Raw genomic sequence first — 20,221 nt, forward strand, 5'->3', positions numbered from 1 at the left:
CTTATTTTTGCGGCATATGAGACGATTTGCCACATCCTTGTTTCTTGTAATTCTTGCTTCCTTGATCTTTTATGGGGGAGCGGGGGTTAATTTCGTATCTTATTGTTGTGGCGTTTGCGAGAAAGAGGGAGTGGAGGCTTTATTGGCAGCTAAGTGCTGTGAGATTCATGGACATGATCATAGTCGTGATAAGCTTGCGAATAATACGGTGGAGTGTTGTGGCATGAACGGCTGTGGCATTGAACGGGTTGATTTTGATTGGAATTCTGTAAATATACAAGTACCGGATCTGCAACCAGTCGTACATGATTTGCTCTTCTCCTCTATTTTCGAGAGTTTACAAATCGCTTCCTTATTTGCTGATTCCTATGAGATTAGGGTGACAGGTCCTCCTGTAGCCTGTCCTCGTGTGTACCTTTCTTTATTGACTACGCTTTTGATTTGATTGTATTCGTGAGGGTGGAAGCTGCTCGCTGAATACCCTTTGGTTTTTAAGGTAGGGGATACTCTATCCCTGCGGAAACTGTATTTAACGATTCAATCAAATAACAACTATCATGTTAAGACAATTATATCTGATATTTTTACTGTCCTGTTTGACTTTTACTTTGACTTGGGCCGAGGATTCCGGCAAGAAAGTGAAAGGACGTGTATGTGATGAAAACAAACAACCTATTATCGGTGCAAATGTATATTGGGAAGGAACCCAAAATGGAACCACGTCCGATGTGGATGGAAATTTCGAGTTAGAACGAAAAGGTGACTCCAAGAATCTGGTGGTTAGCTATATCGGTTATATGACTGAGGTCACCCCTGTGGATGAGAAGGACGATGCTATGCAGATTATCTTAAAAGGTGAGATCGCCTTGGATGAGGTCGTGGTTAGTGAGCGCAAGATGGGAACCATCGCTTCCCGTACGAGCGTATTGCAAACTCAGAAAATTACGTACGATGAGATTTGCCGTGCGGCCTGCTGTAATCTGGCGGAGAGCTTTGAGACAAATCCGTCTGTCGATGTATCGTACTCGGATGCGGCTACAGGTGCCCGGCAAATTAAACTGTTGGGATTGGCGGGAACCTACGTACAAATGTTGACCGAGAATTACCCGAATTTCCGGGGGGCCGCTTCCTTATATGGGCTGGATTATGTTCCGGGAGCTTGGATGGAAAGTATTCAGGTGTCTAAAGGAACCTCTTCGGTTAAGAATGGGTATGAGGCGTTGGCCGGACAAATCAACGTGGAATTCAAGAAGCCCCCTACGGCGGATATTTTCTCTGCTAATGTGTTCGCTAGTGATGCCGGACGTTATGAAGGGAATGCGGATGCTTCTTGGCATATCAACGACAAGCTCTCTACCGGTTTATTGGTACACTACTCGAATGATAAAATGCAACATGACGGTAATGACGATGGTTTTCTCGATACGCCGCTAAGGGAACAGGTGAACGTAATGAATCGTTGGTATCATAAATTGGATAAATACGTGGCTCAATACGGAGTTCGCTATCTGCATGAGAGCCGTACCGGTGGGCAGGATACGAAACACCATGATTTCACCGACCCGTATCGGATTCATTTAAATACGAACCGGGCCGAATTATTTACGAAGCAGGCCTATATTATCGATAAGGAAAAGGTAGAGAGCGTGGCATTGATACTTTCCGGTTCTTATCATGAGCAAAAATCAAGATATGACCGTACGCCCTATAATGTATATCAGAATAATGTATATGCCAGTTTGCTGTATGAAAAGGAGTTTACGCCGATGCATAGCTTGAGTACCGGATTAAGTATGAACTATGATGGTTTCGACGAGAATCTGGTTCAATATGCGGGAGGAGAGTCGGTCCGTCATGCCTATGACCGTACGGAAGTCGTGCCGGGAGCTTATGCCCAATATACGTTCAATCTGAATGATAAACTGATCTTATTGGCGGGTGTACGTGCGGATTATAGTACGTTGTATGATTTCTTTGTAACCCCTCGTGTACATATTAAATATAATCCTTTTGACTGGTTCCATATCCGGGCTTCGGCAGGTAAAGGATTTCGGACAGCGAATGTGCTGGCAGAGAACAACTTTTTGTTATCCAGTAGTCGAAAAATGTATATCGCCGACAATCTGGATCAAGAAGAAGCGTGGAATACCGGTGTGAATCTGTCATTTTATATACCTTTGTTCGGGAAGGAACTGAGCTTGAGCGGGGAATGGTATTATACCGATTTCTTGAAGCAAATCGTGGTGGATATGGATAGTGATCCTCATGCGGTTCGTTTCTACAATCTGGATGGGCGTTCCTATTCGAATAGCTTCCAAGTGGAGGCTTCCTATCCTTTTTTCCGGGGATTTACGTTAACGGCCGCTTATCGTTATACGGACGCGAAGACCGATTACCGGAATGAGGAGGGTGTAGCGCATCGATTGAAAAAGCCGTTGGTTAGTGATTATAAAGGTTTATTGACCGCTTCTTATCAAACCCCGTTGAAAAAATGGCAGTTTGATTTGACCGGCCAGTTTAATGGAGGCGGTCGTATGCCGACACCGGATGCGTCTAATCCGTTATGGGAGCCGAATTTTAAGGCTTATACGGTAGTGAATGCGCAGATTACGAAATATTTCCGTCAATGGTCTATTTACGTGGGAGCGGAGAACCTGTTTAATTACAAACAACCGAATCCGATTATCGATGCCAGCAATCCCAGAGGGGATAACTTCGATGGATCTATGGTGTGGGGACCGGTGCATGGACGGAAAATTTATGCGGGTATCCGCTTTAATATAAGCAGGGATTGACACGTATATACGTGTAGGCCTATGCGTATACTGGTGTGCCTCTACGCCTATATACGTGTAGCCCGATGCCTATAGTGGTACTTTTCTTTTGGTAGATATGAATGGATAATTAGAACTATTAATATTAAAAACGATTGATTATGAGACGATTAATTATGTTATTGTTTTGTGCTGTATGTACGGTATCGATGACATTCGCCCAAGACGCGAAAAAGAAGAAGGACTCTGTGACATTCTTTATCGAAGCGATGGATTGTGATCACTGTATCAAGAAGATCGAGAAAAATATCGCTTTCGAGAAAGGAGTGACCGACTTGAAATGTGATCTGAGCACCCGTACGGCCATTGTGACTTACAAGACGGATAAGACTTCGAAGACTCGCTTGGCCGCGGCCTTCAAAAAGATCGGTATGGAAGCGGTTCCGGTAGATAATGGCGCCGGCTGTCCGGTACCTCCGGCGAAAAAAAGTGAGCATACTCACGCTCATTAACATGGAAATTCATAAGAACATCTTATCTTTGCAGATGTTCCGTGAGGGCGGGCCGGAGTGTCCGCCCTGTTTATGAAATAATTTTTCTACGGAATGCAGCGTTTGTTTAATTATTTACATCCTAATATTGTACAGTCTCCAGAAGGGAGACGTTCAAGGCACGACTGAATGAATGAGCTACAACTGATAGAGGGTTGTCGGAAGGGGGAGAGACGAGCTCAAAAAGAGCTTTATGATGCGTATTCCCGAAAAATGATGGGAGTTTGCCTTCGTTATGTGAACGACAGGGAAACGGCTCGTGATTTGTTGCAGGATGGCTTCGTGAAAATCTTTACCAGTATGGATTCCTATACAGGGAGTGGTTCATTTGAGGGGTGGATGCGGAAGATCTTTGTTAATTGTGCGTTGGAATATCTGCGAAAGTCGGATGTGTTGCGTGAAGCGACCGATCTTGACAATACGGCGGAACTGATTCAACCCGATAGTTCGGCTATCTCGGACATGTCGGCGGCTGAGTTGATGAATCTAGTGAAGGAGTTGCCGGTTGGCTTCCGTACCGTATTCAATATGTTCGCGATAGAGGGATATTCTCATAAGGAGATCAGTGAGATGTTGAACATAACAGAGAGTACTTCCCGTTCCCAATATACCCGTGCCAAGCAGTTATTACAACGTAGAATTAACGCATTGTATTGAGATAAGATGAGTAAAAAGGAAAGAGATATATGGGATGACGCGATCCGATCGAAGCTAGAGGATTTCGAGATGGATACGCTACCCGGCGACTGGGAGGCTATAGCCGATCGATTGCCCGGAAAGGCTCCGGTTCCTTTGCGTCGTACGCTTCGCTACTGGGTTGCCGCCGCCGTGATCTCCTTATTGGTCGTATCGGGTGGTATCTATTTATATGACAGGGAGATGGAAGATCTACCTATAGCCCAAGAAATACAGTCTTCACAAGAGTCGACATCCGTGGATACCCCGGTTGTTCCGGTAGAGAAAACGATGGAGCAAGCACCCGTATTAGCGACTATTCCTGCTGCTGCGGTCGTGAAGGCAAAAGCGGCATCTGGAGCGGTTAAAGTGGGAGCTAAGGCTAGGATGGCAGCGTTCCGGCAAAATGTAGAGAGCGCAGAGGATCGGCCTATTTCTGAGTCGGAGGTAATGTCTGCTGATATACCGGCGAATGAGAAAGATACCGTTGAGCCGGAGGTTGAAAGGAATAATGATGAGATAGTTGTTCTCAAGAATGATGTACTTGTCGCGGATGCTACTCCTGTTGCTAAAAAGAAGCCGGAGAAGACTGCGTCCCGGAAATGGGGGTTCGGTATGGGAGGTGGAGGTCTTTCTATGGGCGCTGATAATCTGGTCCCTCAGTATGTGACGAATAGCAGCGTGCTTAAGAGTGAGAATCTGATGAGCTTAAATTCGTTCGATGCGGAGAAGAAAGATCCTGCTAAGACGGATATTCATCATAAGACGCCTATTGGGGTGGGGATCTCAATTAGTCGTTATTTGAATAATCGTTTTTCTTTGCAGACTGGATTAACTTATTCTTACTTAAGATCGGAGTGGAGTACGAATAATACGTATCATATAGAGAATGATCAGCGATTGCATTTTATAGGAATTCCATTATCATTGACTTATAAGATCGCGGAATGGAATCGTTTTATGTTTTACGCCTCAGCCGGAGGTATGGCGGAAGTGAATGTCGCTGGCAAACGTAGAATGAAATTATTCTCGGATGAGGTAGAGATCGCAAAGCAAAGTGAACATATTCGAATGAAAGAATGGCTATGGTCTGTAAATGCCCGTGCGGGTGTAAGTTATCCGATTATCCGTTTTGTAAGCGCTTTCGCTGAGGTGGGAGCCAGCTATTATTTTGATAATGGCAGCGAGATCGAAACCATCCATTCGGAGAAGCCGTTTAACATGAGCCTTCAGTTTGGATTTCGTTTTGGTTTTTAATACTCGATAGATTAACAGTGTAAATACAAATACTTAAAAATAGAAAAATTGAATTATGAAAGCATTTAAATTAATTGGAGCAGCGGCGGCTGCGTCATTATTGTTGTTGACCTCTTGTCTTGGAGAATCGAATAATACGGTGACTCGTGCCGGCTTTGGTGTCGCAGGTCTTTCTGAAAAGACATATAAAACGGTACTGAATACAAATATGGGAGCATTATACTCTCCGTCTTTATCGGCACAAGTAGTTGATGGAGCTTGTTACTTGATCAACTATGAATTAGACCTAAATTCTCCGGAGAATGCGAATGCGGCGACAAATGGTTATTTAACAGCAACAATCTCTGTGGCTGATGAGATAACAAAAGGACAGCCTGTTTTTTATAATGTACCAGATTCGACTAGTTTACTTCAGAATGAGATACCTGTAAAAAACATGTTTGGCAATGGCGATTATGGAGTATATGTAGATGGTTATTTGTTCTTCTTTATAACAATGGATATGTTTAAGGATCAGAAAAATTCTTACACTTTATATTGGGATCGCTCAAAGGAACCTACTACAGTGGATAATGTCCCGACATATGACTTGTTCTTGCGTGTCGCTAAAGTAGCGGATGGAACAGGTTCTGCCGCATCATCCATAGGAGAAGTTCGTGCATTTAATGTTAAGTCTGTATTGGAGTCTGTGAATAGTGCGGAGGCTAATAAAGATTCAAAGTCTTTTAATCTTAAGGTTAATTACCTAAATACGATTAACGAAAAAGATAGTACGGATTTGAAATGGGGCTCTTATACGGTTCAATTCCAAGTAGTGAAAAACTCATAAAGAAATTAGTATAGAAGTTGAGGGCGTACCGATAAGAAGATTGTCGATACGCCCTATTTTTTTGCCGTTTTTTTTATGTATATGGGTAAAGATCGTATCTTTGTGTACTTTAAGAGGAGTATTGTGAAATGAGATACAAGAATTTAATAGGTTTTGTCTGGGTGGCGGTTATCGTGAGTCTGTTTACTTCTTGCCTGAAAGACATAAATAACGTCTATAATCCGGGAACGACCGCCGCTGTGGTTCGTCAACATGGAGATAGCGCGTTGATGATGGCTAATACCCGGTTCGGCTGGATCTATGCGACGAAGCTGAGCTCATACTCAGAGGGTAAATGCTTGTTGGTGAGTTTTGATTATGATCCTAGCTTGCCGGAAAATACGGGTGCGGAACAAAAAGGGTATTATACGGTGACGATACAAGGGGAAACCGCCGTTAACCAGCAAAACGCTGAGAGTCCTCTTACGGATACGCATAAACTGTTGACAAATGAGCAACCGGTGCTTGCGGTTAATCCGAATGACTCTGTTCTGTACGTCAAATTGGAAGATTATTTGTTTTTGCCTTCCGCCTGTTGGACAACAAAAGACCGGGCTTTGAATTGGCAACTGACTTATGATCCGACTCAACAACCAGTTGTTGAAAATCGAAAATCTATCTATTCCTTATATTTACGGGCTGCCGCTACGACTGGAAAGCCGGAGGATAAGGCAGAGGAGGCTGTCGCGGTTATCAATGCCTTTAATCTGGCGAATTTTATCAAGGATATGCGAGAACAAGGTGGACGCGACGCGGATATGTATGTTCGGATTCATTATATCGATCAAATTAATCCGAAAGATAGTACCCAGTTTACATGGGGAGTAACGGATCCTTTACTTATAAACTAAAGAAGATGAGAAAGCGAATTTTATACGGCTTATTTTTATCCTTGTTTTTCTTAATGACCTCTTGTATGGGGGATGGAAGTAACTCCATCAATTATCATCGAGTAGGAGTGATACGTGAGAATCCTATGCGATGTATCTACACGGCGGATGATCAAGGGGAGATCTTTATCGTCTCTTCCTCTGAGTTTGAGAATCGGACGGATTTGAAAGAGGGTGACTGTTGCGTGGTTGATTTCAAGACGAATTTTAGCGAGGAATTGGGCAATGGTGTTTACAACGCTGAGATTTATAAGTATGATTCGGTCGCTGTATGGCCTTTGCATGAGACATTGACTGATACTACGGTTGTATTGGACAAGGAGCGTCTGGTTACGCTGGACTTTAAGAAAAGTATTTATTTGGAAGGACGTTTCTTCTTGCAAACTCAACATGTAAATCATCAGGTAGACCAAAAGGATATTTTCAATTTATCTTATAATCCTGATCAGGAGGTGGAAGAAGACAGCACCGGACAACGGGTCTATAACCTATATCTCCGGGTAACCCAAGAGGGGGGTACCGGCGATTCCACTAAATGGGTCAATACGACCGCTTTTACGATCGATAAGTTTTTGGACCAAGCCAAAGCGATAGAGAGTAGTGAGGGGCAAAATGTGATAAATTTTAAAATAAATTACGCCGAACGCTATAATGCGGATACAACCGCATGTGTTTGGGGGGCTACCGACGTATTTACGTTGCGTTTTACGAATTAAATATATACTTTTGCTATTTAAAAGTAAACAGAGATGTATAAGGAGATATTTAGGTGGGTAATCGCTATCATCTCACAGCCGGCGAAGGCGTGGGTCTTGTTAGCGAAAAAAGGAGAGAAGCAGGAGGAGTTCTTATCCCGATTCGTGTATCCTTTGATCGGCTTCGTTACCGTCGCGGCTTTTCTGGGCGTATTGTTTACGCGGAAGGAGTTTGATTTAGAGCTGGCCTTGAAGTCGTCTATCCGGACATTGGTGTCCTCGTTCGGTGGTTTTTACCTCGGGGCTTATCTGATGAATGAGATATGGCAAGGTTTATTTAAACGGGAGAAGGACTTGAAACTGTGGTTGCGCTTCGTCGGGTATTCCTCATCGTTGATGTTCGCTTTGAATATCGTATTGATGTTGCTTCCCGAGTTTTTCTTCTTGCGGATATTTATCCTTTATACATTCTATATTGTTTGGGAAGGCGCTGGTCCGTATATGGGAGTCGAGGAGAAGATCCGTCTGAAGTTCGTAGGATTTACAACCGCCATTATATTACTGACTCCGGCAGTTATCGAGATTTTGTTATCGATGCTGATGCCCGGTTTGAGTTTTTGACAGAATAACACAAGATGAAAGAGAAGATTAGTAATAACATACAGATAAAGAATAAGCGGGCGACGTTCGATTACGAGTTGCTCGACACTTTTACGGCCGGGATCGTACTGACCGGAACGGAGATTAAATCGATCCGTTTAGGGAAGGCGAGTTTGGTAGATACGTTTTGTATCGTGGAAAAAGGGGAACTGTGGGTGAAGAATATGTACATCGCCGAATATTTTTACGGTACGTACAATAATCACAACGCACGGCGGGACCGGAAATTACTTCTTACCAAAAAGGAATTACGAAAGATCGAGGGTGCGGTTCGTGCCAGTGGTTTTACGATCGTTCCCACTCGTTTGTTTATCAATGAGAAAGGATTGGCGAAAGTAGTCGTCGCGATCGCACGAGGTAAAAAGGAATATGATAAGCGAGACTCCATCCGGGAACGTGACGACCGACGGGAGATGGATCGGGCTTTCAAACGATAAGTCGAGATGGAAACAGGGCAAGGCGTGATCGGTAGGGTTTGGGGATGTATCCTGAAAGCTCTGCCTAAAGCAGGCAAGACGTGTTTATGGCTGCTAAAGATTATTTTGCCTATTTCTTTATTGGTCCGTATATTGCAATATTCCGGAATATTAGGTCAGATCTCGGATTGGTTAGTGCCCGTGTTCTCGTTGGTGGGTCTGCCGGGGGAGACAGCCATTATTTTTATAACCAGTATATTCTCCCCATTATATGCTCCGATCGCTTTGATCACCTCGATGTCTTTAGGAGTCCGTGAAGCTACGATATTGGCATTGATGTGCCTTACTTCCCATAATCTAATGGTAGAATCCTCCGTACAGGCAAAGACCGGGTCTTCTTTCTGGGAGATGACGCTGCTCCGTTTGATCATGAGTTTCGTGATCGCCTTTTTTTTGAATTGGGTAATGCCCCATGAAGGATGGGGACAGGTCGGGATCGCTCAAAGCGCGGCTGTATGCGATAATTGGTTGGAAGTATTCGTACTTTGGTTTACCAGCTCGATGAAGGTGGTGATTTCTATTTTGATAATTGTTACGGCTTTAATGATCCTTCATTATATATTGGAAGAGTTTAATCTAATGAAAGGATTGTCCTCGGTCTTTTCTCCGCTGATGCGATTATTTGGCTTGCCTCAAGATGCCGCTTTTTTGTGGTTGGTAGGTAATGTGGTCGGACTGGCTTATGGCGGGGCTATTATGGTAGAGCAAATGGAGCAGAGGAAGTTGTCTTACGGTGACGGCAACTTGCTGAACCATCATTTGGCCGTGTGCCATTCCCTGTTGGAAGATACGATCATCTTTGCCGCGATAGGGGTACCCGTTCTTTGGGTGGTGCCTACCCGTCTGTTTTTCGCCATCGCTGTGGTATGGATCCTCCGGGGATATAGTTATATGTACGCAAGAAAGGTAAAACATATTTATGAATAAGGAACGATTTCTGCGACTCTTGAATGAGCGCATTTTGATCTTGGATGGTGGTATGGGTACCATGATCCAAAGTTTCAAACTAAACGAACAAGATTACCGAGGCGAACGTTTCGCCGATTTTCCGGGACAGTTGAAGGGGAACAATGATTTATTGTGTATCACCCGCCCGGATGTAATCCAGTCTATTCATCGTCAGTATTTGGATGCGGGAGCGGATATCTTCGCTACGAATACGTTTAACGCGAACGCTATTTCCATGGCAGATTATGCGATGGAGGCCTATGTACGTGAGATAAATCTGGCCGCCGGACGATTGTCGAGGGAAGTGGCGGATACCTATATGGCAGAGCATCCGGATCGTACGATCTTCGTGGCCGGATCGATCGGTCCTACTAATAAGACAGCTTCTATGAGTCCAGATGTAAGTGATCCCGCTTATCGTGCCGTAACTTATAAAGATTTGTATAATGCCTACAAGGAGCAAGTCGAGGGACTTGTTGACGGCGGGGTGGATATCATCCTTTTCGAGACTACTTTCGATACGTTGAACGTAAAAGCGGGATTGGAAGCGGCTGAGGTCGTGTTGAAAGAGAAAGAAAAAGACCTGCCGATTATGTTGTCTTTGACTTTGTCCGCACAAGGTGGACGAACATTTTCCGGACAGACTTTATTGGCCTTCTTAGCTTCCATACAGCATACACATATTGTTTCGGTTGGCTTAAACTGCTCTTTCGGAGCGGCGGATATGAAGCCCTATTTACAAGAGTTGGCGAAGTATGCCCCCTATTATATCAGCGCTTATCCGAACGCCGGATTGCCGAATAGTTTTGGTACCTATGACGAGACGCCGGATAAAATGGCCCAACATGTGAAGCCTTTTGTGGAAGAGGGATTGGTGAACATTATCGGAGGCTGTTGCGGAACGACTCCAGCGCATATCTCCCGGTATCCGGAGTTGGTGAAAGGAGCTAAACCGCATATCCCGGCTCCGAAACCGGATTGCCTGTGGCTGTCGGGCTTGGAACTGCTGGAGGTGAAACCGGAGAATAATTTCGTGAACGTGGGAGAGCGTTGTAATGTGGCCGGTTCTCGGAAATTCTTACGCTTGATAAAAGAAGGCAGTTATGAGGAAGCGTTGACGATCGCTCGTAAGCAAGTGGAGGATGGCGCCCAAGTGATCGATATCAATATGGACGATGGTATGTTGGATGCCGTGAAAGAAATGAAGACATTCTTAAACTTGATCGCCTCCGAACCGGATATTGCCCGTGTACCCGTCATGATCGATTCTTCTAAATGGGAAGTGATCGAGGAAGGCTTGATGTGCGTGCAAGGAAAGAGCATCGTGAATTCCATCTCCTTGAAAGAAGGAGAGGAGGTCTTCCTTAAACATGCCGCCCGTATTAAGCAACTGGGTGCGGCTGCGGTCGTGATGGCTTTCGACGAGAAGGGGCAGGCGGATACCTATGAAAGAAAGATTGAGATTTGTGAACGGGCCTATCGCCTATTGATCGAGAAGATCGATTTCAATCCCCAAGATATTATTTTTGACCCGAACGTATTGGCGATCGCTACCGGTATGGAGGAACATAATGGCTATGGTCTGGCGTTTATCCGTGCCGTTGAATGGATCAAGAAGAACTTGCCGGGTGCGAAGGTGAGTGGTGGTGTAAGTAATTTATCTTTCTCTTTCCGGGGGAACAATCATGTACGCGAGGCTATGCATTCCGTATTTCTATATCATGCGATCGGGAAGGGGATGGATATGGGTATCGTGAATCCGTCTACCTCCGTACTTTATGAGGATATAGAGCCGGAGTTCCGTACCTTGTTGGAAGACGTGATCTTGGCACGCCGTCCGGAAGCTGCCGAGGAATTAATTACTTATGCTCAAAATTTACATGTTCAAGCTTCCGGAGAAACTCCGGAGAAGCATGAGGCTTGGCGTGAGCTTTCATTGAAGGAGCGTTTGGAACATGCCTTAATCAAAGGGATCGGAGACTATTTGGAGGACGATTTACAAGAAGCCTTGCGGATTTATCCGCATGCCGTGGATATAATTGACGGTCCGTTAATGAGCGGAATGAATAAGGTCGGCGAGTTATTCGGTGCCGGAAAGATGTTTCTCCCTCAAGTCGTGAAGACCGCACGTACGATGAAAAAGGCCGTGGCTATTTTACAACCGGCCATTGAATCTGAAAAGAAAGCTTCCGGCTCCGCGAAGGCCGGTAAAGTGATTTTCGCTACGGTAAAAGGGGATGTACATGATATAGGTAAGAATATCGTCTCTATCGTATTGTCTTGTAATAACTACGAGGTGATTGATTTAGGGGTAATGGTTCCCGCAGATGTGATCATAAAGAAAGCGATCGAGGAGAAACCGGATCTGGTTTGCTTATCCGGCTTGATAACCCCTTCTTTAGAAGAGATGGCGCATGTCGCAGACGAGATGCAGAAAGCGGGACTTACGATTCCTATGATGGTGGGTGGCGCTACGACCTCCAAATTGCATACGGCGGTGAAGATCGCTCCGCATTATGATTATCCGGTGATTCATGTGCTGGATGCCTCACAGAATCCGTTGATCGCCGCCAAACTATTGAATCCAGATACCCGTGACGCTTATATCAGGGAGTTGGAACAAGAACAAGAAGCCTTGCGTGCCTCTTTAGGGCAGAAGAAAGAGACCTTGGCTTCTCTTTCAGAGGCTCGTAAGCATCCGATAGAAATAGATTGGACCGGGTATACACCGGTTGTTCCGGCCCGGATGGGGGTACATGTTATCCCTTATATCCCCTTGGAAGAAGTGATTCCTTATATCCACTGGACCTTCTTTTTTAGCGCATGGAAATTGAATGGCCGTTTCTCGGAAATCTCCCAGATACATGGTTGCGATTCTTGTCGTGCCTCTTGGTTGGCCGGATTCCCGGAAAAAGATCGTGCGAAGGCTACCGAGGCGATGCAATTATACAAGGATGCTGTTAGGTTATTGGATCGGCTGGTCAATATGAAGGTTGAATATTGTAAAGCGATTTACGGATTTTTCTCAGCGAATAGTGAAGGGGATACGATCCGAATGGGTGATATAGCGCTGCCTTTATTACGTCAGCAAGTAAAAAAAGAGGAAAATATTTATAAATGTCTTTCCGATTATGTAATACCGGTTTCCGAGGAGCGAACTGATTATGTAGGGGCGTTTGTCGTTACCGCTGGAGCTGGCGCTGATTGTTTGAAGGATAAATTTGAGGAAGAAGGCGATACCTATAATTCAATGTTGCTGCAAACCTTGACCGATCGCCTAGCGGAAGCTACAGCCGAATATCTTCATGAGAAAGTACGTAAAGAATATTGGGGATATGCTAAAGACGAATCCTTGTCTATCCCGGATCTTTACAAGGTGAAATACCAAGGAATCCGTCCGGCTATCGGTTACCCTTCTCTACCGGATCAATTATTGAATTTCACATTGGATGGATTGCTCGATATGTCGCGAATTGGTGTTTCGTTAACCGAGAATGGTGCCATGTATCCTACGGCTTCGGTTAGTGGGATTTATATTGCCCATCCCTCTTCTCAATATTTCATGATCGGTTCTATCGATGAGGAGCAGATGAGAGATTATGCGAGCCGCCGGAATTTAACGGAGGAGCAAGTCCGAAAGTTATTGAGTAGGAATATAGGATAATTTAGTAGCATCACTGCAACCCGGGTTGCAGTGATGCTGCAATGCCTGTGCAGTAATACTGCATAGGCATTGCAGTAAAAAATCGATCAATACGATCTATCTGCCATAGTAATGCTTGGCGGAAGGAACCATGATAACGTTCAATTCCGGATCAGCCATGTCTGGATCGATCGGGAACATCGGTCTCACGATATTCTTATAGGGAAGCTTCTTGAAGTCCTGATCCACGCCTCCCCTTGTAAAAGCCATCACCCAATCCGCTTGTATATTGTACCATTGGGTTACAAGGTAACCCTGTTTAACCATTACGATATCCATTTCCTTCGGGTCAATTCCTGAACCCTCTAGGTTTGGAGTGGGAGACGATGTGCCTACTACCACATAAACGCTTCCGGTCTTTACGATAGCGATATCTCTTTTCCGTCTCCATGATTCCGCGTTCTTGTCTTCTTCCGGACTGACATAAACCACGGTACCCGATAATTTCACGGGACCTTCGTAGGAATTATCGACCATGGCACCTACCATGCCTTCTACGTGTCCGCCTACGCCGACCTTACGTGCCTGCTTAACCACTTCTTCTCCCGGGATGGAGCAATAAAGAACGCTCTTTCCCTTATCAGTCTGGAATTCCGGACGCTTCAAGAGTCTCGCCAAAGTCCAAGTGACCTCGCCTGAGCCGCCTCCGCCGGGATTATCTCCCATATCACTGATAAAGAAAGGCTTCTTTTTGCTTGCTATTGCCAAATCGATACATTTCTCGAGCGAATATCCCGGAGCTTCCAGCGAGAACTGCTTACGGACATCCCAGAATTTCTGGGCGAGTTTCTTCGCCCCGGCTTTTACCTGTTCCTCATCGTCACCGTAAACCATCACGGTTCCTTGGTTCCGTGGGTTGTCTCCCCAAACATAACCGATCCAGATCCCTGCGTCTATCACTCCGGGCATGGCTTCAACCTCGGGAACCAATGCGTACAGCGATTTCGCAGGCTCGACACGGGTACTCGACCATTCGCCGGAAACTAGGACAGGAACAGCAACCCATGCCTTGTATGCCGGACGCCCTTTCCCTGATTCAAGACGTTCCAACAAATTGACAACCCCTCGCCGATGTGATTCACGAGAATCCGCATGCGGTGCTTGACGATAAGTCGTAATCAAATCGGAGTTGAGAGCTACCAACCAAGACGTATTTCCGTGAAGGTCCATCGTGGTGGTAGTCAAGACATCGTTTCCGATCAAGCTACGCACCTTCTCCATGAATTCGCCCTCGGGATCGGCTACGCCTTCCACGCTACAAGCTCCGTGGTTATAAAACCAGAAAGCGTCATATGGCATATTGGCCTTGATCATCTCCAATGTTTTTTCCACAAACGCGTCGTACGATTCTTTTGTCACGGGGCCTCTTCCACCGCCATAGCCAATCTGCGTGGGAAGCCAAGTGGCCGCCTGTCCCATTGCGGAGTCTGGGCTGAGATAGTCCGGCATTCTTACGGGGTGTCCTACGAGCGGCTGCCTATTCGGGACGAACACGCTGTTTTCTATCTGTATACCGGCAATACCGATACGAGGTTTTTTCTTCTGTCCAAAGGCCTCTCCAACGAACGATACGGCCAAGAGACAGATTCCGAGCAATACTAAATTCCTTTTCATGCTATTATGATTTTTGCGAATTGTTATTTCCTTATTAATTAGTTATTAAACCGTCACTAATATCAATCTCGGTTTGAGGTATAGGCAATACTTCCGCACCGGCGCTGAAAGGAGTCTTAGCTCCAAATTCCGCCTTCTTGGTTCCGTTAAAGACTTTCTCGCCCCATCCTACACGTACCACGTCAAAGAACCGGAAACCTTCCATTCCGAACTCCAGATGACGCTCATTCATGATGTCTTCAAACAATTGGCTTCCTGTATGGTTCTTAGGAGCCAAGTTGACATGACTTCTTACCTCATTCAGATACTTTTGCGCATTAGCGATATCGCCGCTGAAATAACAAGCCTCGGCATAGTTCAAATATACCTCCGCAAGGCGGATAAGCCTGAGGTTCGTGGGTTGATTATTTCCCCTATTCTCCTCTCTTTGCCCGGGCGCGAGATATAGTTTGCGATTGTACCAACCGGTTCGGTCGTCCGTAACGGGTGCCACATCGCCTTTGGCTGCGGTCTCGATCTCTATGGCCTCTTCCGTGGAAAGGAGAGTGGTCTTCTTTCGTATGATATCCCCCTCGGCATCATAAGCGTCTGCCAAGGCCTGTGTAGGTTGTGCGCAACCGAAGCCGATCGTCATGTTTCGGGGCATAGACATCAGCACGTGACGGTTGCCGTTATTAACGCCATACCCGCTTTGGGTTGTGGAGGTATACATATTTACTTCAAGGATTGAAGAAGAGCAGTGCTCGCCGTCCAGTGAGAACTGCCAAGCGTAATCCTCCGGAGCGACCAAGCTATACTCACCCCCGCACTCATTCTGGAATTTCTCGAATGCCTTTTTTACCTCATCGTATTTTTTCTCATACAGATAAATACGTGTTTGCATGGCGATGGCCGCGCCTTTGGTAATCCTTCCCGCATAGCTTGACTCGTAGTTAGCCACCTCACTTTTCTTAGGTAATACGCTAACCGCATCGTTTAGGTCTTGCTCGATAACCGAGTATATCTCTTCGACAGACGCACGTCCGAGTCTCTCATGATCGAGATCCAAGACTCCCGTATAGCAAGGAACACCACCAAAGGTTTTCACAAGCTCGAAATAAGTATAGGCGCGAATAAACTTGGCCTCACCGATCATCTGTTCCCTGTTATATTTCGAGAATAGGGCATCGTCTGCCATTTCCATATCCCGTATAAACAAATTGGCCTTATTAATACATTGGTAAGAATACCGATATTTGTTCAAGATCTCGGTATGATCCGCTTGATACTGATAATTCTCCAGCAACGTGAAGGTTTGTGCGTCGTTCGAAGAACCGCTGTAGGTCGCGTCATTCGACAACACGTCGCCGAAACATTGCATTGACCATGTGTAACGGAAGTCCTTCATGACGGAATAGACAGCGGTCAGACGCAAGAAAGCTTGTCTTTCCTCTGATATCTCTCCAGCCTCCGGACTTCCTAACGGAGCTAAATCCAAATCTGCACAACTGCTGAATCCTGTTAAAATCGCTAGTACGATTCCTATGATATATTTGTTTTTAAACATGACATTATAAATTTTAAAAAGTAACATTAATACCTCCGGTGAATGAAATGTTCTGAGGATAGATACCGTAATCTATACCTCTAGACAAAGAGCTGGACTGACCCACTTCCGGATCCATACCCGAGTAACTGGATATCGTAAACAAGTTCTGGCCGCTTACATAAAAACGTACTTTTTGTAGTTTTATCCTCTGCGTGAGAGAAGCGGGCAGGGTATAACCTAGCTGGGCGTTTCTCAAGCGGAAATAAGTCCCGTTTTCTACGTACATGTCCGAGAAGCGGTCATTGTCGTTTACGTCCGTAGCCGTCAGGCGAGGGATGTCCGTATTTGTATTATTTGGCGTCCAATAGTTCATTAACGCTCTATCCTTGTTCGTTATATCGTTCGGGAAGTAGGTGTAATAACGCATCGCGTTGAATATCTGATTACCGATTGTTCCACCAAACTGCAAATTGAGGTCGAAGCCTTTCCACGCCATACCCATGTTGATACCGTATATGATATCCGGAATGGGATTACCGATCATGCATCTATCACTTGAGTCTAACTTGCCATCGCGATTCGTATCTACGAACAATACATCGCCCAATTCGGCATTAGGTTGGAAATCCGCCCGCTTAACGGCATTCAACTGTTCCTGTGTTTGGATAAGCCCGTCTGTCTTATAGCCCCAGAATGCGCCGATAGGCATACCTTCATTCGTATAGGTGAGGTACATGCTTCCGTTTCGGAATGGTCCATCGGAGATTGGTGTGCCACCATTCAATTTCGTCATGCGGTTACGGATGGTCGACATATTTACTCCCACGTTGTATTCGAAACCACTTTCGGTCTTGTCTCTCCACTCGAGATTCATCTCGATACCGCGGTTGTTCGCCTCGCCGATATTGGTATAGGTGTTGCTGGCATATCCCATATAGATAGGCATAGGAGCGGCAAGCAGCATGTCCTTCGTTGTCTTGTAATAATACTCGAAGCTGAATACCATGCGGGTGTTAAAGAAGCTTGCGTCAAGACCGATATTCAGAGATTCCGTGGTTTCCCATTTAATATCCGGATTGCCCAATCTGCTCACGGCAATACCTTGATACAAGGTCTCATTCTCTCTCGCTCCGAATAAAGCGCCGTATTGCGTACTCAATGACAGCAAACTACGATCCACATAATTGGTGATATTCTGATTTCCGATCTGTCCCCAGCCCCCGCGGAGTTTCAAGGAGGAAACCCATTCGGCGTTCAATTTCTGGAAGAACGGTTCGTTGTCGATTCTCCAACCTAGAGCGAACGAGGGGAAGTTACCCCAGCGATTCTTGGAAGAGAATTTAGAGGAGCCGTCTCGCCGGAAAGTGGCTGTAATAAGGTATTTGTTATTGTAATCGTAGTGTAGGCGGCCCAGATAAGACATCAAACCATATTCCGTAGCGCTATTGCTGGCCGTGGTCTTGTTCTTGTCCAGCGTAGCGTCTATATAATGCAGGTTATCCGACTCTCCGATAAGATCTCTCGCGTTTACGCTCAAGGTTTCCTGTTTACCCCATTCGTTGGTATAACCTACGAGAGCGGATATGGAGTGCTTCTCGGCAAACGTTTTCTCATACGAAAGGGTATTCTCGAACGTATAGTAATGCCCTTTGGTCTGCGACTTCGATAAACTACTCTCTAAATTTCTTTGGCTTGAGGATACCTCATAGACAGGCGAGAAGGTTTTATTGTCTACCCTTCTGATTTCCGCTCCGAAGCTACTCTTGAACTTCAATCCTTTTATAATCTGCCATTCCCCATACATATTGCCGATGAAAGCAAGTTTCTCCCGTTGATTATCCCGATACATGATACTTGCCAATGGGTTATAGTAGTCAATATAAGGAGAGTAACCATATGAACCGTCTGCGTTTTGGGCGGGAGTTACCGGATCCAAACGGATTGCGTTACTTACGACACCATAGTCGGAGTCGTACACATTACTACTGTTGCGCTCACTAATACTTGCGTCGGTAGATCTCGCGATCGATGCGTTGGTACCCACTACCAAATGATCTTTGAGCACCGTTTTTTCCGTGCTTTGACGGACACTGAACCGTTCGTAGTTGGATTTCTTGATCGTTCCATCTTGGTTTATATAGTTCAAGCCCAGATTGAATTTATAGTCGTTCTCTTTACCACCGCTTATGCCGACACTGTAATTATGCATAAAGGCCGTATGCGTAATCTCGTCCATCCAATTGGTGGAAACATTACGATTAACAAGGGCCAAATTGATGGGAACGCTCCTCACTGTGTTCAACTGCTCCTGATAGTCGTACCATTCCGGACCTGACATCAAATCGAGATTATTCAATATTTTGTTCATACCCCAATATGCGTCAAGCGTAACGGTGGTTTTTCCAGCGGCGCCTTTTTTCGTAGTGATAAGGATTACGCCGTTCGCGCCACGGGAACCGTAGATAGCGGAAGCGGAAGCGTCTTTAAGCACCTCCATAGACTGTATATCCGATGTGTTCAGGTAGTTTATATCCGTCACGGGCATCCCATCCACGACGAACAATGGCTCCGCGTCGTTTACCGTACCGACACCTCTGATACGGATCGTGGCGGCGGAACCCGGAGATCCGGAACTGGAAGTGACGGATACACCGGTAGCCAAACCTTGTAATGCGGTAGAAACATTGGCCACTGCTTGGCGAGCGATTTTCTCCTCGCTCACGGACGAGATAGCCCCCGTGATATCACTTTTCTTCATCGTACCGTAGCCAATCACTACCACCTCATCCAACTTTTGTGTGTCCTCTTGCAAGGAGATGCTTAAAACCGATTTATTGCCTACCGGAATCTCCTGGTTCATATAACCGATATAGGACACTTGCAAAATAGCGTCTTTGGCTACTTCCAACGTGAATTTTCCATCTATATCCGTTATTGTCCCGTTTGTTGTCCCTTTTACCATCACATTGGCGCCAATTATCGGCATACCGGTAGCATCAATCACGGTTCCGGTGATCTGACGGGTGTTTTGTTGCGGGGTGGATACGATTGATGGTTTCTCTATAATCATGATGTCGCTTTTAATGCGCATGTTTGGGGAGTGTACGGAAGCGTATACCCCTGTGGTAAAAATAAATAGCGGGATTGAGGTTAATTTCATGACTCTGCCCAATTTAGTTTTTGTGTTTAATCGGGGTTTAGGATTCCCCTTATAATTTTCATTCATACATTTGTAATGTTTTAGTGTTAGTATTATTTGATTTAAAGGCGCTTAGAAACTTGTTTGGCTGGGTTATGTTGCCATATCTTCCAGCCAGTTTCCCTGTTAGATATGGTTCATGATGGTTCCTGTTTCATAGGCTCTCCTTTCTTTAAGATTAACTTTAGTAAACTGAATATGTTTATTTGGTTGTTTGGTTTGCAATATTCGTGAAAAAAAACGACACCTGCAAGCAAGTCTCTGCTAATTTAATATTGTGTATTCAATCGATAGAAGTCATTAATACGGCTTAATTCTGTCAATTTGTCATTTCTCTCTCCTTCTGCTTCTTGTATTTGAGATAGGATAGGGTGTGTGTTTAT

At 45.3% G+C, this 20,221-nt stretch carries 15 protein-coding genes; 12 read left to right on the plus strand and 3 right to left on the minus strand.

What is annotated here, in order from left to right; translation table 11 throughout:
- Positions 1 to 16 precede the first annotated feature (16 nt).
- From NBH16_RS12460 to metH, 12 genes are all read left to right on the plus strand, one after another.
- Positions 17 to 445: a hypothetical protein gene (locus NBH16_RS12460; RefSeq protein WP_005865177.1), complete on the plus strand. Its 429-nt coding sequence runs from the start codon at positions 17 to 19 to the stop codon at positions 443 to 445.
- Positions 446 to 557: 112 nt separating this feature from the next.
- The gene (locus NBH16_RS12465) at positions 558 to 2,795 is read left to right on the plus strand and encodes a TonB-dependent receptor plug domain-containing protein (protein WP_005865179.1); all 2,238 of its coding nucleotides are present in this window, start codon (positions 558 to 560) and stop codon (positions 2,793 to 2,795) included.
- Positions 2,796 to 2,935: 140 nt separating this feature from the next.
- Positions 2,936 to 3,286 carry a cation transporter gene (locus tag NBH16_RS12470; RefSeq protein WP_005865181.1) on the plus strand — a complete coding sequence of 117 codons (351 nt, stop codon included), beginning with the start codon at positions 2,936 to 2,938 and terminating at the stop codon, positions 3,284 to 3,286.
- Between the two features lie 168 nt (positions 3,287 to 3,454).
- Positions 3,455 to 3,982, plus strand: coding sequence for an RNA polymerase sigma factor (locus NBH16_RS12475; protein ID WP_005865183.1), 528 nt, complete (start codon positions 3,455 to 3,457; stop codon positions 3,980 to 3,982).
- 6 nt (positions 3,983 to 3,988) lie between these two features.
- Positions 3,989 to 5,257, plus strand: coding sequence for a porin family protein (locus NBH16_RS12480; protein WP_005865185.1), 1,269 nt, complete (start codon positions 3,989 to 3,991; stop codon positions 5,255 to 5,257).
- 55 nt (positions 5,258 to 5,312) lie between these two features.
- The gene (locus NBH16_RS12485) at positions 5,313 to 6,086 is read left to right on the plus strand and encodes a BFO_2992 family lipoprotein (protein ID WP_130882293.1); all 774 of its coding nucleotides are present in this window, start codon (positions 5,313 to 5,315) and stop codon (positions 6,084 to 6,086) included.
- A gap of 128 nt (positions 6,087 to 6,214) precedes the next feature.
- Positions 6,215 to 6,976 (plus strand): BFO_2992 family lipoprotein, encoded by a 762-nt coding sequence (locus tag NBH16_RS12490; protein ID WP_130882292.1) that lies wholly within the window; start codon positions 6,215 to 6,217, stop codon positions 6,974 to 6,976.
- Between the two features lie 5 nt (positions 6,977 to 6,981).
- Entirely contained in the window at positions 6,982 to 7,731 is a 750-nt protein-coding gene (locus tag NBH16_RS12495; RefSeq protein WP_130882291.1) for a BFO_2992 family lipoprotein, read from the plus strand.
- A gap of 33 nt (positions 7,732 to 7,764) precedes the next feature.
- Positions 7,765 to 8,331, plus strand: coding sequence for a YIP1 family protein (locus tag NBH16_RS12500; protein WP_022193100.1), 567 nt, complete (start codon positions 7,765 to 7,767; stop codon positions 8,329 to 8,331).
- A gap of 14 nt (positions 8,332 to 8,345) precedes the next feature.
- On the plus strand, positions 8,346 to 8,807 hold the full coding sequence (smpB, locus tag NBH16_RS12505; protein WP_005855460.1) for an SsrA-binding protein SmpB: 462 nt from the start codon (positions 8,346 to 8,348) through the stop codon (positions 8,805 to 8,807).
- Between the two features lie 6 nt (positions 8,808 to 8,813).
- Positions 8,814 to 9,773 (plus strand): nucleoside recognition domain-containing protein, encoded by a 960-nt coding sequence (locus NBH16_RS12510; protein ID WP_022193101.1) that lies wholly within the window; start codon positions 8,814 to 8,816, stop codon positions 9,771 to 9,773.
- Positions 9,766 to 13,458 carry a methionine synthase gene (gene metH / locus NBH16_RS12515; protein ID WP_005855463.1) on the plus strand — a complete coding sequence of 1,231 codons (3,693 nt, stop codon included), beginning with the start codon at positions 9,766 to 9,768 and terminating at the stop codon, positions 13,456 to 13,458. Before NBH16_RS12510 ends, metH begins: the two co-directional genes overlap by 8 nt.
- 96 nt (positions 13,459 to 13,554) lie before the next feature.
- Here the strand turns inward: metH and NBH16_RS12520 are convergent, their stop codons facing one another.
- From NBH16_RS12520 to NBH16_RS12530, 3 genes are read right to left on the minus strand one after another with little or no spacing between them, the layout of a single operon-like run.
- Entirely contained in the window at positions 13,555 to 15,111 is a 1,557-nt protein-coding gene (locus NBH16_RS12520; RefSeq protein ID WP_005855465.1) for a M81 family metallopeptidase, read from the minus strand.
- A gap of 34 nt (positions 15,112 to 15,145) precedes the next feature.
- Positions 15,146 to 16,657, minus strand: coding sequence for a RagB/SusD family nutrient uptake outer membrane protein (locus NBH16_RS12525; RefSeq protein ID WP_005865202.1), 1,512 nt, complete (start codon positions 16,655 to 16,657; stop codon positions 15,146 to 15,148).
- A gap of 13 nt (positions 16,658 to 16,670) precedes the next feature.
- A complete protein-coding gene (locus NBH16_RS12530; protein ID WP_172606893.1) occupies positions 16,671 to 19,865 on the minus strand; it encodes a SusC/RagA family TonB-linked outer membrane protein in 3,195 nt (1,064 codons plus the stop codon).
- Positions 19,866 to 20,221: the final 356 nt, after the last annotated feature.

The sequence above is a fragment of the Parabacteroides sp. Y3-G-102 genome (assembly GCF_023656845.1).
In the GTDB taxonomy this organism is placed as follows: Bacteria; Bacteroidota; Bacteroidia; order Bacteroidales; family Tannerellaceae; genus Parabacteroides; species Parabacteroides distasonis.

Excerpts from the sequence above, each read along its gene's own strand:
- NBH16_RS12460 (WP_005865177.1), top strand. The coding sequence starts at position 17 with ATGAGACGATTTGCCACATCCTTGTTTCTTGTAATTCTTGCTTCCTTG.
- NBH16_RS12465 (WP_005865179.1), top strand. The coding sequence starts at position 558 with ATGTTAAGACAATTATATCTGATATTTTTACTGTCCTGTTTGACTTTT.
- NBH16_RS12470 (WP_005865181.1), top strand. The coding sequence starts at position 2,936 with ATGAGACGATTAATTATGTTATTGTTTTGTGCTGTATGTACGGTATCG.
- NBH16_RS12475 (WP_005865183.1), top strand. The coding sequence starts at position 3,455 with ATGAATGAGCTACAACTGATAGAGGGTTGTCGGAAGGGGGAGAGACGA.
- NBH16_RS12480 (WP_005865185.1), top strand. The coding sequence starts at position 3,989 with ATGAGTAAAAAGGAAAGAGATATATGGGATGACGCGATCCGATCGAAG.
- NBH16_RS12485 (WP_130882293.1), top strand. The coding sequence starts at position 5,313 with ATGAAAGCATTTAAATTAATTGGAGCAGCGGCGGCTGCGTCATTATTG.
- NBH16_RS12490 (WP_130882292.1), top strand. The coding sequence starts at position 6,215 with ATGAGATACAAGAATTTAATAGGTTTTGTCTGGGTGGCGGTTATCGTG.
- NBH16_RS12495 (WP_130882291.1), top strand. The coding sequence starts at position 6,982 with ATGAGAAAGCGAATTTTATACGGCTTATTTTTATCCTTGTTTTTCTTA.
- NBH16_RS12500 (WP_022193100.1), top strand. The coding sequence starts at position 7,765 with ATGTATAAGGAGATATTTAGGTGGGTAATCGCTATCATCTCACAGCCG.
- smpB (WP_005855460.1), top strand. The coding sequence starts at position 8,346 with ATGAAAGAGAAGATTAGTAATAACATACAGATAAAGAATAAGCGGGCG.
- NBH16_RS12510 (WP_022193101.1), top strand. The coding sequence starts at position 8,814 with ATGGAAACAGGGCAAGGCGTGATCGGTAGGGTTTGGGGATGTATCCTG.
- metH (WP_005855463.1), top strand. The coding sequence starts at position 9,766 with ATGAATAAGGAACGATTTCTGCGACTCTTGAATGAGCGCATTTTGATC.
- NBH16_RS12520 (WP_005855465.1), bottom strand. The coding sequence starts at position 15,111 with ATGAAAAGGAATTTAGTATTGCTCGGAATCTGTCTCTTGGCCGTATCG.
- NBH16_RS12525 (WP_005865202.1), bottom strand. The coding sequence starts at position 16,657 with ATGTTTAAAAACAAATATATCATAGGAATCGTACTAGCGATTTTAACA.
- NBH16_RS12530 (WP_172606893.1), bottom strand. The coding sequence starts at position 19,865 with ATGAATGAAAATTATAAGGGGAATCCTAAACCCCGATTAAACACAAAA.